This is a genomic window from Halococcus saccharolyticus DSM 5350, assembly GCF_000336915.1.
Lineage (GTDB): Archaea > Halobacteriota > Halobacteria > Halobacteriales > Halococcaceae > Halococcus > Halococcus saccharolyticus.
This window is the reverse complement of sequence record NZ_AOMD01000021.1, coordinates 75,928-89,984: the sequence shown is the minus strand read 5'-3', so window position 1 is coordinate 89,984 and position 14,057 is coordinate 75,928. Positions and strand designations below refer to the sequence as shown.

General features: G+C 65.0%; 7 protein-coding genes. 4 read left to right on the top strand and 3 right to left on the bottom strand.

From position 1 onward, the window contains the following. Positions 1 to 74 precede the first annotated feature (74 nt). Entirely contained in the window at positions 75 to 569 is a 495-nt protein-coding gene (locus tag C449_RS08700; protein ID WP_006077623.1) for a hypothetical protein, read from the top strand. Positions 570 to 704: 135 nt separating this feature from the next. After that, positions 705 to 2,636 (top strand): ABC transporter ATP-binding protein, encoded by a 1,932-nt coding sequence (locus C449_RS08695; protein WP_049913988.1) that lies wholly within the window; start codon positions 705 to 707, stop codon positions 2,634 to 2,636. A gap of 37 nt (positions 2,637 to 2,673) precedes the next feature. On the opposite strand, the gene C449_RS08690 is transcribed toward C449_RS08695, so the two are convergent. The 3 genes from C449_RS08690 to C449_RS08680 all read right to left on the bottom strand — a co-directional run bounded on the left by C449_RS08690 (position 2,674) and on the right by C449_RS08680 (position 7,442). Continuing rightward, positions 2,674 to 5,511, bottom strand: coding sequence for a TRAP transporter permease (locus C449_RS08690; protein ID WP_006077621.1), 2,838 nt, complete (start codon positions 5,509 to 5,511; stop codon positions 2,674 to 2,676). Further along, on the bottom strand, positions 5,511 to 6,020 hold the full coding sequence (locus tag C449_RS08685) for a DUF1850 domain-containing protein (protein ID WP_006077620.1): 510 nt from the start codon (positions 6,018 to 6,020) through the stop codon (positions 5,511 to 5,513). Before C449_RS08685 ends, C449_RS08690 begins: the two co-directional genes overlap by 1 nt. A 120-nt stretch (positions 6,021 to 6,140) precedes the next feature. Next, positions 6,141 to 7,442: a TAXI family TRAP transporter solute-binding subunit gene (locus C449_RS08680; RefSeq protein WP_006077619.1), complete on the bottom strand. Its 1,302-nt coding sequence runs from the start codon at positions 7,440 to 7,442 to the stop codon at positions 6,141 to 6,143. A 214-nt stretch (positions 7,443 to 7,656) separates the two neighbouring features. On the opposite strand from C449_RS08680, the gene proS reads away from it, so the two are divergent. Then, the gene (gene proS / locus C449_RS08675) at positions 7,657 to 9,117 is read left to right on the top strand and encodes a proline--tRNA ligase (RefSeq protein WP_006077618.1); all 1,461 of its coding nucleotides are present in this window, start codon (positions 7,657 to 7,659) and stop codon (positions 9,115 to 9,117) included. Positions 9,118 to 9,262: 145 nt separating this feature from the next. Next, positions 9,263 to 13,864 (top strand): glutamate synthase large subunit, encoded by a 4,602-nt coding sequence (gene gltB, locus C449_RS08670; RefSeq protein ID WP_049913987.1) that lies wholly within the window; start codon positions 9,263 to 9,265, stop codon positions 13,862 to 13,864. Positions 13,865 to 14,057 lie beyond the last annotated feature (193 nt).

Here is a 14,057-nt window from a genome sequence, read left to right as displayed (position 1 = left end):
TGTATCTGCTCCTATCCGTTGACGGTAATAAAACCTTTCGCAAAGCGTACCCCGCCGCCAGTCCGTTCGACCGTATGCGACTCACCCCGGCTGCCGTCGCCGACGAACGCGAGTGGATCAAAGAGCGCGTCCCGACCGTGGTTCCGCTGCTCAACGACGTCCGGACCGACCTCGCTGCCGCCTTCGATACCGAGGTCGGCAGTGTCTCGCCGGAGACGTACCGTGCGGAGGTCGACGCAGTGTTCGCCGACGGTGATCTCGCGGTGAACGTGGCGGCGCTCTCCCGGCTGCTCCGCGATCTCGACGTCGAGGGCGACTATCCGGGCTTCGTCGTCGACGAGCTGTTGGGCCGCGAACTCGCAGGGACCATCGCCGGCAACCAACCGCTCCGGCTGCTCGGTGAGGCAACCTTCCACTATGCCGACGTCACGACGCATACCGAGGGTACAGCAGGGCTCGACGATCTCGATGCTGCGCTCGCGGCGGGGTTCCAGACCCGCCTTCCAGGGTGGAAGTGGACTGCAAGCGAGAGCCCGTTCGCGGTCGACACCGACGAATCCCGCTCTTGACGACGACCCCTACTCGTGTCCAGGTTCGCGTCGCGCGAGTGGTGTGAGGTAGTGAGACAAGCCGAAAGTATCGGCTAGACATGCGGGTTTCCCCAATCGGTTTTACCGGCAGTGGCCAACCGCAGAGAACCACCCGTGAGTTCGGATCGCGCCCTCGACGCCGAGTACATCGAGCAGCGACGCGAATCGATCGAGCACCCGCTGCTCCGACTGTTCGTCGAGTTCGGACAGGGGAGCCGCCGGTGGTTCGCCATTGGAGTGCTGTCGAGCACCCTCGCACGCTTTCTCTCGCTGATCCCACCAGTGCTACTCGGGGTCGCGATCGATTCGCTCTTCGAGAACACCAAAGCGTTCACGCTGCCGTACGTTCCGACGGCGTGGCTGCCCGAAACCACGGCGGCGCAGTTCTGGTTCGCAGTCGTCGTGATGGCGGTCGCGATGGTCGGGGCCGCCGTACTGAACTTCGTCCGCCAGTCCACGCTCAACCTCTTCTCCCACCGAGTCAAACACGAGGTCCGGACCGCGAGCTACCAGCGGATGCAGCGCCTCGACATGGAGTTTTTCAACGAGATGCAGACCGGCGAGCTCATGAGCATTCTCTCGAACGACACCAATCGATTGGAGCAGTTCCTCGATTCGATGATGGGCGAGGCGATCCAGCTCGGGGTGCTCATTCTGGGAACGGCCGCGATCCTGACCGCGATCAACCCCCAGCTCGCGGCGGTCACGCTCGCCGTGATCCCGGTGGCCGGGGCGTTCACCTACTGGTTCATGCGGGTCGCGGAGGAACGCTACGCCGACGTCCGCTCGTCGGTCGGCGACCTCAATAGCCGCCTCGAAAACAACCTCGGCGGGATCGAAGTCATCAAATCCTCGAACACCGAGGGTTACGAGGACGAGCGCGTGCGCGAGCATTCGTACAACTACTTCCGGCTCGACTGGCTCGCGCTCCGGCTCAACTTCGTCTACCGGCCCGGACTGGAGGCGCTGATCTCGATCTCGTTCGTTCTCACCTTCGTCGTCGGCGGTCTCTGGGTCATCACCGGTACGGCTCCCGGTCCTCTCACAGGGACCCTCTCTACGGGCGATCTCGTCATCTTTCTCCTCCTGACCCAGCGCCTCGTCGAACCCCTCTCACAGATGGGGACCATCGTCGACCGCTACGAGGACGCCAAAGCCTCCACCAAGCGTATCCTCGGACTGATGTCCATTCCCGTTTCGATCGAGAACGCACCCGACGCGACTGCGCTCGATACCGTCGCGGGACGGGTGGAGTACGACGATGTCTCCTTCGGCTACGGCGAGGAGCGCGTCCTCCACGACATCGATTTCACCGCCGAGCCTGGCGACACCGTCGGCCTCGTCGGTCCGACCGGCGCGGGCAAGACAACGGTTCTCAAACTACTCCTCCGGCTGTACGACGTTGACGAGGGCGCGATTCGCGTCGACGGCCACGACGTCCGGGACCTCACGCTCGAAAGCCTCCGCGGAGCGATCGGCTACGTCGGCCAGGAGAACTTCCTGTTCGACGGCACAGTGCGGGAGAACATTCGGTATGGGAAGTTCGACGCCGACGACGCGGCGGTGATCGAGGCCGCAAAGCGCGCTGAGGCCCACGAGTTCATCGCCAATCTCCCCGAGGGGTACGACACCGACATCGGCGAGCGCGGCGTCAAACTCTCCGGCGGCCAGCGCCAGCGCGTCGCGATCGCGCGGACCATCCTCCAGGATCCCGCCATCCTGATCTTCGACGAGGCGACCTCGGCGGTCGACACCGAGACCGAACTCCTGATCCAGCGCTCGATCGACGACCTCGCCGCCGACCGGACGACGTTCGCCATCGCCCACCGGCTCTCGACGGTGCGCGACGCCGATCGGGTCCTCGTTCTCGACGACGGCCGAATCGCCGAGCGCGGCACCCACGAGGAGCTCATCGGGGAAGACGGGCTGTACGCCAACCTCTGGCGGGTCCAAGCCGGCGAGATCGGCGACCTCCCTGAGGAGTTCGTCGCGCGCGCAAGCGAGCGGGTCGCCCAGCAGACCCCCGACAGTGCAGGAACCGACTGAGCCGAAAAGAGCTCGAACGTTACGTCAGTGAGGCGATTCAGGCCTCCGACGCGCCTGGCTCCGTCTGTTCTGACGGCTCGGCACCCGACCCCGATCGACGACGGTTGGCGAGCGCGAGCGCGGCGAACAGCACCCCACCGACGGCGCGCAGCGCGAGGTCGAGCACGACCGTCCCGAACCCGACGTTCATCCCGACCAGCCCGAGCAGGCTTTCGACGCTGTTGAACAGCAGTCCGGGGGCCATCAGGAGAAGCGCGGCGAGCGCAAACAGCGCACGCTCGAACCAGGACACGTCGGTGTAGAGGAAGCCAATGACCGTCGCCCCGAGCGCGACAACCCCGAGGAACACCCCCACGATCGGAATGAGGACCTCGGGAACGAAGTACCCGAGATCGAGCACGTCGCTGAAGCCGATGACTCGGTATACCTGATCGGCGTCCGGATCTGCACCCGGGATCCGTCGGAGCAGCACGATCCCCGGCACCAAGACGAACGCGAACGGCACGATGACCTTGTTGAGCGAGAGCGAGAACGCCTCGATACCGGTCTGGAACGGGTCGGACTTCGCGACTCCGGAGGCCGCGTACGCCGCGACCGCCACCGGCGGCGTGATGTCGGCGATCACGCCGAAGTAGAGGATGAACAGGTGGGCGGCCAGCAGCGGGATATCGAACGAAGCGATCGCGCTTCCGAGCAGCGAGACGAGAATGATGTACGTCACGGTAGTCGGCATTCCCATTCCGAGGATGATCGAGGCGATCGCAGTGATCACGAGCAGGAGGACGAGCGAACCGCCTGCGACGTTGAGGATTAGCGTGGTGAGGTTCGGCCCGAGTCCTGTAGTACTAATCACGCCGGGAATGACGCCGGCGGCGGCGACCGCGATCACGACCGGGGTCGCGGTGCGTGCACCTGCCTCCATCGACCGCACGACGAACGAGAAGTAGCCGACAGCCCGATTGTCGGCGAGCTGCGGGCGGCCGAGAGCTCCGGTTGCGGTCTCCGTCGCTTCGTCGACCTGATCGTCGTAGTCGAGCAACGGTGCGTCGGCGTGTGGACGCGCGAGCAGTGTGAAGAAGCTCACCGCGAGCACGATCCAGCCGAGTTCGCCTACGACGGCCGCGGCGGCTGCCGATGGGGCCATCCCGGTCCCACCCGAGCCGGTGAGCGCACCGACCACGGTCGTCCCGGCGACGAGGTAGGCGACGAACTCGACGGCCGCGAGGCCGGCGATCGTGCCGAGCAGCGGCCATCGGGTCCGGTCGTTGTACGCCGCCACGAGGGCGATCAGCGCGGCGATCGCGACCAGCGTGAACCACGCCGAGCGCGCGACCGTCAGCCGTGCACCGATCAAGTAGTACAGCAAGAGCCCGATCGGAAGCAGGTAGAACCACCCTCGCTTGAGATGCGAACGGAGCGTGACGAGTTCGGAGGCATCGACGCCGCCGATCCCCGCTCGCGAGGCTTCGAGGTGCACCATCACCCAGACCCCGAAGAAGAAGACGAGCGCAGGGACGGTCGCCGCCACGATGACGTCGGCGAATGGAACCCCGATGAACTCCACGATCAGGAACGCCGCCGCACCCATCACTGGCGGGAGGATCTGTCCGCCCGAGGAGGCAGACGCCTCGACGCCGCCGGCGAACTCGGGGCGATAGCCCGTCCGCTTCATCAGCGGGATGGTGAACGCCCCCGTAGTGACGGTGTTCGCGATCGAGGAGCCCGAGATAGTGCCCATGAACCCGGAGGCGAGGATCGACGCCTTCGCCGGACCGCCCTTCCGCCGGCCGGTCGCGCTGTAGGCGAGGTCGATGAACCACCGACCCGCACCGCTCATCTCGAGGAACGCGCCGAAGAGGATGAAGATGTAGATGAACTGGACGCTCACGCGGACCGGAACGCCGAAGACGCCGTTCGCGGTATTGTACCAAAGGTTCTGAATGACATCGCTCCACGCGGTCTGTTGAATCTGGCCGAGCACGCCGACCAGCGGCGCGTCGCGCGGGATCAGGAAGCCGTACCGGGCGTAGACGATGAACATCCCGACGATCCCCATGAGATACGCACCCAGCGTTCGCCGGGTGGCTTCGAGGACGAGCAGAATGCCGAGCGCGCCGAGGACGAACGCATAGGACACTTCGTCGAGCGGGATCCCGAGGCTAGAGATCACTTGAACGGGGAGTTCGAGGAATCCGAAGACCTCCGTGGTCGTGCGCCCGCCGTCGAGGCCGAGCGCACGGAGGCTGTTGATCTCGTCGAACTCGGTGAGCATGTAGAGCGACGTGAGTGCTGCAACGATCATCAACACGACATCGATCGGCGTCACGCGGTTGCGGTCGGGGTCGAGTAGCAGCCAGCGAATGCCGCCGCGGACGCCGCGTGCGCCGCGCGTCACGGGGTTCGTCCCCCCGAGACGGGTTTCGAGTGCGGGCACGACCCGCGACAGCCGTCGTGAGAGCGCGCCGTCGCCCTGTGTCGCCGGAAAGAGCAGGAAGGTCAGCAGGAGGGCGAACGTGACGTGGAGGCTGTTGACCTGGAGCGACTGGAGCGAGCCGAGGCTGACCTCGCCGACGAGCGGGAGCGAGAGCTGGAAGATGAACCCGTGCGCGGCGAGCCACATCTGGAACGCCGAGAACGTGACCCCGATGAGGAGCACGGCGATGGCGGCGGGTCCGCGGAGCGAGCGCCGGCGTTCGAGCTCCTCGACGAGTTCGTCCGCGTCCTGCTCCGGCGAGGAGTCCGTGGTCGCCGTGCCGTCTGCGGTGCCGCCATCAGTCAGTACGTCGGCGGTCGCCGGAGCGGTGGATGGCGTGGCGGTCGCCGTGTCGGGGGTCGATACGTCGGAATCGTCGGTCGGCGGTGGATCGGAGGTCATCAGTTGATTCTATCGAGTGCAGTCCGCAGAACGGAGCGTTCGGTGACGTGAAGGCGAACGCCCTCCGCGTTCGAGAGCGCTACGAGATCGTACGTCCGGTCGCCGACCCGAAGTCGGTGGCCCGCGACCCGCCCCGGTTCGACGTACAGCTCCTCGTAGTCGCCCGGTGGGTCGAAGACGAACCAGCCGTTCTCGCGTGTCACGTTCTCGCGGGCGGGCAGTCCCCAACCGTACGACTGGAACTCCATTCTCGTCATTTCGAGGCTGCCGTTGTGAACGGTGTAGATGTCGTGAACCGGCGTCTTCTCGACGCTGTGTGTGTAGTTGAGCGCGACCGTCGTTCCCTCGTCGACCGGGGTGGCGAGCAGTTGTTCACCGCTGCTCGCGTCCTCGACGACGAGCGCGCTGCCGGCAGGCGTCGCCGCGGCGACGGCAGTGATCACGACGATAAGCGCCAGCAACACGACGAGAGCGCGGACGCCACGCTGGAGCCGTCGCCGTCGTGTCATCGATGAAGACGTTCGGTCGTCATTCTCGGAGCGATCGTGTTCGGATGCTGGTCATCGCATCGATTCGAAGCCGGATGAGCCGGTGAATTTCACGGCTCGTCCGGTGGCCGCGCCACCGGATTACGAGGCGTTGGTGTCGGTCGTGTTTCCGGCGTCAGATTCGGTCGTTTCGGCCATCGTCATGTTGCCGTCCGTCATATTGCCGCCGGTCATGTTTCCGTCCGTCGTGGTCATCCCGCCCTCGGTCATGTTGCCGCCGGAGGCGTTGGTAGCGTTGCCAGCGCCGCCCGTCGATTCGAAGTACGCTGCCGCGCCGGGGTGGAGTTCGATCGACATCCCCTCCTGAGCGGAGCCGGCGCTGATGAATTCCGTCTTGATCGTGAGATCGGAGACGTTGTCGAAGATCGCTGCGGTCACGGTCTCGACGGTGGCCTCGGGGACCTCAGTGGTCGTGGCGATCATCGCCTGGACTGCGACCGTCGGCTTCGCCTCGTCGACGCCCGCGTAGGTGCCGCCGGGGATCTCGTCGTCGGCGAAGAAGCTCGCGGCTTCCTTGACTTGCTGGCGTTCCTCGCCCTCGATGGGAATGATCCCGATCGAGCTCGTCTCGGCGAGTTCGGCGATCGCGCCGACCGGCCAGCCGCCGACGATGAACGCGGCGTCGATGTCGCCGTTCTGGATCTGCTCGGCCGCCTGCGAGAAGTCGGTGTTCTGCTCGGTGAAATCCGAGACACCGACCGCTTCGAGGATCGTGAGTGCGTCGACCTGTGTCCCGCTGCCGAGGTCGCCGGTGTTGATCGTCGCGCCGCTGAGGTCCGAGATCGACGCGATGTCGCTATCGCCCGGCGTGACGACGGTGATGGTTTCGGGGTACAGCGTGCCCACGCCACGCAGGCTCTCGACGGCGTTCCCCTCGAAGGCTTCGATCCCCTCGCCGTTCTTCGCGAACGAGGCGATGTCGTTCTGGATCAGCGCGAAGTCGGCGGAGCCGTCCGAGAGGCTGCCGACGTTCTCGACCGATGCACCTGTCGAGCGAACCTGGAGGCTGAAGTCGGTGTTGTCTTCGACGACTTGCTTGACCTCGTTCGACAGCGGGAAGTACGTCCCGCCGGTGCCGCCAGCGTCCCAGACGAGGTTGCTGCTGCCGCCCCCGCCACCGCCGGACTCGTTTCCGCTTTCGTTGCCCGCGCCGCTTTCGGTGCCGCTTCCGGATTCGGTGTCTTCTCCGCCGGAGGCGGTCTCACCGCCACCGGAACCGTTGTCACCCGAGCCGTTCTCACCGCCACCGCCGCCGCTACAGCCCGCGAGACCGGTCGCACCCACGACACCGACCGCACCGGCCGTTTGCAGGAATCGCCGGCGTGAAGTGTTTTGGTGTTGATCGGTCGTTTCCCGTCGATCGTTGGCGTCTTTCTCTGCCATTCTTGATAGATTTGTCCCAGCACAGATCAACCTACCGGATAAATCGTCCGAAACGTGTGAGAACGACGATAAACGGATTGCGTACACACCACAAGATCGTCGAACGTTCAATCGGCCGTCAGGCGATCTTCCGGTCGTCGCCTGTACCGACTCGAGACTCTTCGGCTCGATCGAATCGCACCGCGTTTAAGCCACCCCGGAAACAGCAGTACGTATGAGCGAGCCAGAGACACAGGAACTCGGGATCACCGAGTCGAAGGAGCACAGCCCCGGCGAGTGGTACGCCGAAGTCGTCCAGAAGGCGGGTCTCGCGGATTACGCCCCGATGGGCGGGTTCATCGTCACGCGCCCCCGCGGGTACGCCCTCTGGGAACGGATTCAGGACCATCTCGACGGGTGGTTCAAGGAAACAGGCGTCCAGAACGCCTACTTCCCAATGTTCATCCCGGAGAGCTACCTCGAACGCGAGAAGGACATCGTCGAAGGGTTCGATCCCGAGGTGGCGTGGGTGACCCAGGCGGGCAACGACGAACTCGACGAGCGCCTCGCGGTCCGGCCCACGAGCGAGTCGATCATCACGCCGTTCATGAGCCAGTGGATCCGGAGCCACCGCGACCTCCCGATGCGCCTGAACCAGTGGTGTTCGGTGGTCCGCTGGGAAGCCACCGACACAAAGCCGTTCTTCCGAACCAAAGAGTTCCTCTGGCAAGAGGGTCACACCGCCCACCGCGACGAGGCAAGCGCGTGGGAGGAGACGATGCTCCGACTCGACCAGTACCGCCGGGTCCACGAGGAGGTGCTCGCGGTCCCCGTCCTCGAAGGTCGAAAACCCGAACACGACAAGTTCCCCGGTGCGCACACTACTGCGGCGATCGAGTCGCTGATGCCCGACGGCAAGGCGCTTCAGTCCGCGACCAGTCACTACCTGGGTGATGGGTTCGCCGAAGCGTTCGACGTGACCTACGTCGACGAGGACGAGAACGAACACGTCGCCCACACCGCCTCGTGGGGGCTGTCATGGCGCGCGCTCGGCGGGATGATCATGACCCACGCCGACGATCAGGGACTCAGCCTCCCCCCAACGCTCGCACCAGAGCAGGTGGTCGTCGTGCCGATCTGGCAGGAGGATACCCGCGACGAAGTGCTCGAGTACGCCGCCGACCTCGCCGCCGAACTCGACGAGGCGGACGTTCGAGTGGAGCTCGACGACCGCGACGAGCGCAATCCCGGCTTCAAGTTCAACGAGTGGGAGCTCAAGGGTGTCCCGCTCCGGATCGAGATCGGGCCGAACGAGGTCGAGAACGACGAAGCGACCGTCGTTCACCGTCCCGACGGCGCGTCGGCGGTCGAGACCCGCGACGGGATCGCCGACGCAATCGGCGACCACCTCGACACGATTCACGCCAAACTCTACGCCGCCGCCGAGCAGGACTTAGAAGAGAACGTCCGCGAGGCAGAGAGCCGCGACGAGCTGTTGGGGACCATCGGTCGCCACGGCGGGATCGTGAAGACCGGGTGGTGTGGTGACGAGGACTGCGAGGCCGCGATCAAAGACGAGATCGCCGCCGAGATCGTGATGGTGCCGCTGGAGCGCGATACCGACCCCGTTCACGATGAGTGTGTCGTCTGTGACGATGCGGCAGTCGAGACGGCGTATTTCGCCAAATCGTACTGACGCTACCAATTTTTCTCTGCGTTTACCCTCCACTGAGACACATCTCTATGATTCTGTGTGAAATACGAACCACCTTATTTGGTACAAGCACACATATAGTCTTTCAGGGACAACCTCTTATTGGCCACCGAGGTAGCGGGCCCATATGACTGATCAACCGCCCTCCGGAGAGCGTTCGGCGGCCACCGCGGGCCTCGCCGATCCCACGGACGCACGGGCGAACTGCGGCGTTGGCGTAGTGATGGATCTCGATGGTGGGGCCGATCGTTCGGTCGTCGCCGATGGGCTCGAACTCCTCGCGAACCTCGAACACCGCGGCACGACCGGGGCCGAGGAATCGACCGGTGACGGCGCGGGGATCATGGTCCAGACTCCCCACGACTTCTTCGCCGACGAACTCGACGTCTCGCTTCCCGAGACGTATGCGGTCGGCTCGCTGTTCTTCCCGCAGGACGAGCAAGCCCGCGAGGAACTCCAAACCCTCGTCGCCGACACGCTCGCCGAGCACGACCTTTCAGTAGTCCACTGGCGTGAAGTTCCGACCGACAACGGCGACCTCGGACAGACCGCGCTCGATTCCGAACCCGCGGTCTATCAGGCGTTCGTCGTCCCAGCGACGGACGAACCGATCGACCACAAAGCCTTCGATCATCGACTTTACGTCGGTCGGCGTGCGATCGAAAAGCGCGTCACAGAGCATGACCCCGATAGAAGCGAGCGCTTCTACGTCTGTTCGCTCGATCGCCAGACGTTGGTCTACAAGGGCCTGCTGAAGGGCGACCAGCTCGCGAGCTACTACCCCGATCTCACCGATTCCCGACTCCGGTCGACGTTCGTCCTCGTCCACGCACGCTTTTCGACCAACACGCTCGGCGCGTGGCATCTCTCCCATCCCTACCGGGGAATCATCCACAACGGCGAGATCAACACGATCCGGGGCAACATCAACTGGATGCGCGCGCGTGAGACCGATATCAGTACAGAGGTATTCGACGTCGATGCCGTGAAGCCCGTGATCGCCGACGAGAACCAATCCGACACCGCAAGCGTCGACAACGCACTCGAACTCCTCATGCAGTCGGGCCGAGACCTGCCCCACGCGCTGCGACTCCTGATCCCAGAGGCGTTCCGTGGCGAGGAGCACGACATGAGCGACGACCGTGAGGCGTTCTACGACTTCCACGCTTCGCTCTCGGAGCCGTGGGACGGCCCCGCCCTCGTAGCGGCGACCGACGGGACACGGGTCGGGGCGGTGCTCGATCGCAACGGGTTCCGGCCGTGTCGGTACGAGGTCACGACCGACGACCGTCTGGTGATGGCGTCCGAAACTGGTGCGCTCGATCTCGATCCCGCGGAGGTCGAGGAGCGCGGACGGCTCGAACCGGGTCAACTCTTTCTGGCCGACCCCGAGGAAGGTCGGATCGTGCCCGATGCGGAAGTGTTCGACGACCTCACTGACCCGAAGTACGCCGAATGGATCGAGGAGGAACAGGTCCAGCTCGACGACATCGCCGGCGACGCGGCACACGAGCACGCCAAGCGCGAACAACGCGAGACGGTCGGCGATCTGCGTTCGCACCAGGCACTCTACGGCTACACCCACGACGAGCTCGACAACCTGCTCGAACCGATGGCGACCAAAGGGAGAGATCCCGTGGGGTCGATGGGTGACGACACTCCTCTATCAGTTCTCTCGCAGTTCAACCGGCCGCTGTTCACCTACTTCAAACAGCTGTTCGCCCAGGTCACCAACCCGCCGCTGGATTACATCCGCGAGGAGCTCGTGACCTCGCTCGAAACTCGACTCGGTCACCAGCGCAACCTCCTCGACGAGTCGCCCGCCCACGCCCGCCAGCTCGTCTGTGACTCGCCGGTGCTCTCGGACGCCGAAACGGCGGCGATCAAGGGGATGGACGGCGACAGCGCGAACGGGCTGACCACGGCGACGGTCGACATCACCTACGATTCGGAAACTGACCTCGAAACCGCGGTCGAACACGTCCGTGAGGAAGCCACCGCCGCGGCCGAGGCGGGCCACGACGTGCTCGTGCTCTCCGATCGGACGGCGAGCGCGGACCGAGTCCCGATCCCGAGCCTGCTCGCGACTGGCGGGGTCCATCACCATCTCGTACGCAACGGGCTCCGCAACCACGTCGGTCTCGTGGTCGAGTCCGGCGATCCGCGGGCGGTTCATCATCTCGCCACGCTCGTGGGCTACGGCGCTGGTGCGGTCAACCCGTATCTCGCCTATCGGACCATCGCGGACCTCACCGCAGGTGCGGACGGCGCGGCGCGCGAGGAGGCGGTCGCGTCGTACGTCGGTGCGCTCGAAGACGGCCTGCTGAAGACGATGTCGAAGATGGGGATTTCCACGGTGCAGAGCTACCAGGGCGCGCAGATCTTCGAGGCCATCGGACTGGACTCGGATTTCGTCGCGGAGTACTTCGAGGGCACCACCGCCCGGACCGAGGGGATCGGGATCGACGAGATCGAAACGGACCTCCACGATCGCCACGCGGTCGCGTTCGGTGACGACCCCGACATCGAGCGCCAGGGCGAGTATGAACACCGCTCGGACGGGATCTTCCACGAATGGAATCCCCAATCCGTCGGCGCGCTCCAGCAGGCCGTCCGGCGGGGCGACTACGAGCAGTACCAGGAGTTCGCCCGGCTGATGAACGACCAGAACGAGGAACTCCAGACGCTCCGGGGTCTCCTCGAATTCGACAGTTCACGGGAACCGATCCCGATCGAGGAAGTCGAACCGGTCCACGAGATCGTGAAACGCTTCTCGACGGCGGCGATGAGTCTCGGGAGCCTCTCGCCCGAGATGCACGAGACCAACTCGATCGCGATGAATCGGTTAGGAGCGAAGTCGAACACCGGCGAGGGTGGAGAGCCACCCGAACGGTTCGGCACCGAGAAGGAGTGCAACGTCAAGCAGGTAGCGTCGGGCCGGTTCGGCGTCACCAGCGAATATCTCTCCTCGGCCGACGAACTCCAGATCAAGATGGCCCAGGGATCGAAGCCGGGCGAGGGCGGCCACCTCCCGGGCAAAAAGGTCAACGAGATGATCGCGCACGTCCGGTACGCTACTCCTGGAGTCGGACTGATCTCGCCGCCGCCGCTGCACGACATCTACTCGATCGAGGACCTGAAGCAGCTGATCCACGACCTGAAGGCCGCGAATCCGGAGGCCGACATCAACGTCAAACTCGTGAGCGAGGCGGGGATCGGCACGATTGCGGCGGGCGTGGCGAAGGCCAACGCCGATGTCGTCCACATCTCGGGCCACTCCGGCGGGACGGGCGCGAGCCCCCGGACGTCGATCAAGAACGCGGGACTGCCGTGGGAACTCGGGCTCGCCGAGGCGAACCAGCTGCTTCGGGAGACCAGGCTCCGCTCGCGCATCCGGGTGTCGGCCGACGGCGGGATGAAGACCGGGCGCGACGTCGCAGTTGCGGCGCTGCTGGGAGCCGAGGAGTACATCTTTGGCACCGCATCGCTCGTGACCTCGGGCTGTGTGATGGCCCGCCAGTGCCACGAGAACACCTGCCCCGTCGGGGTAGCGACCCAGCGCGAGGAGCTTCGCGATCGGTTCCCCGGCGAGCCCGAACACGTCGTGAACTACATGACGTTTATCGCCCAAGAGCTCCGCGAGATCATGGCCGAACTCGGCTTTCGTACTGTGGAGGAGATGGTCGGTCGGCCCAGCCACCTCCGCCAGCGCGACGACGTCACCCAGGAGAAAGCCAAGAAACTGGACCTCTCCTCGGTGCTCGCCGAGCCGTGGGCCGACGGCGACGCGAGCGAGGACGGAGACAGGAGTGGTGACGAGCAGCGGACCAAGACCAGAGAACAGAACCACGAGATCGATGACCAGCTCGATCATGATCTGATCGCCGACGCCGAGCCGGCCATCGAGCGCGGTGAACCCGTCCACCTCGACCGGGAGATCTCGAACGTCGATCGTGCGGTCGGCGCGACCCTCTCGAACCGGATATCGAACGCTCACGGCGGCGACGGGCTCGACGAGGACTCTATCACTGTGGACTTCGATGGCGTCGCGGGCCAGAGCTTCGGGGCCTTCCTCGCCGCAGGCGTCACGATGAACCTGACCGGGACCGCGAACGACTACGTCGGCAAGGGTCTCTCGGGCGGGAAACTCGTCGTCAACACGCCCGAACGCGCCCCCTACGAACCCGAAAAGAACGTCCTCATCGGCAACGTCGCGCTCTACGGCGCGACCCAGGGCGAAGTGTACGTCAACGGGAAGGCCGGCGAGCGCTTCGCGGTCCGGAACTCCGGCGTGAAGGGCGTCGTCGAGTCGGTCGGCGACCACGGCTGTGAGTACATGACCGGCGGGGCGATCGCGGTGCTCGGCGAGACAGGCAAGAACTTCGCTGCCGGGATGAGCGGCGGGGTCGCGTACGTCCTCGACCGCGAGGGCGACTTCGAGTCCTCTGTCAACCACGGCATGGTGAGCACCACTCGGGACCTAGAGGACAAGGACCGAGAGATGCTCCGCCGCCTGGTCGAGAACCACGTCGCGTACACCGGTTCCGACCGCGGCGAGTACGTCCTCGACAACTGGAAGGCGGAGTTAGAGCACATCGTGAAGGTAATGCCCGACGCCTACGCCGAGGTCATCGCCGAGCGCGAGAGTGCCGACGTGCGCACACAGCCGCCCGCCCACGCGACGACCGCGGGGAGCGAACGGCCGGTCGTCGAGAGCGGGGCGGACTGACACACGGATCGGGAATACGGCCGCTGCCGGGTGCTCCCGCGCGCGAGAGATGAGCGAACGGAGTGAGCGAATCGGTTGGGGAGGGTGTGGACTGCGTTTTTCAGTTGCACCGTGATTCATGATCGGACGAATTCGTGTAATCGATTTCACCCAGCGTCGATCAGTCACTCGATCGTCACAAAGCAGCGTATTT

Excerpts from the sequence above, each read along its gene's own strand:
- C449_RS08700 (WP_006077623.1), top strand. The coding sequence starts at position 75 with ATGCGACTCACCCCGGCTGCCGTCGCCGACGAACGCGAGTGGATCAAA.
- C449_RS08690 (WP_006077621.1), bottom strand. The coding sequence starts at position 5,511 with ATGACCTCCGATCCACCGCCGACCGACGATTCCGACGTATCGACCCCC.
- C449_RS08685 (WP_006077620.1), bottom strand. The coding sequence starts at position 6,020 with ATGACACGACGGCGACGGCTCCAGCGTGGCGTCCGCGCTCTCGTCGTG.
- C449_RS08680 (WP_006077619.1), bottom strand. The coding sequence starts at position 7,442 with ATGGCAGAGAAAGACGCCAACGATCGACGGGAAACGACCGATCAACAC.
- proS (WP_006077618.1), top strand. The coding sequence starts at position 7,657 with ATGAGCGAGCCAGAGACACAGGAACTCGGGATCACCGAGTCGAAGGAG.
- gltB (WP_049913987.1), top strand. The coding sequence starts at position 9,263 with ATGACTGATCAACCGCCCTCCGGAGAGCGTTCGGCGGCCACCGCGGGC.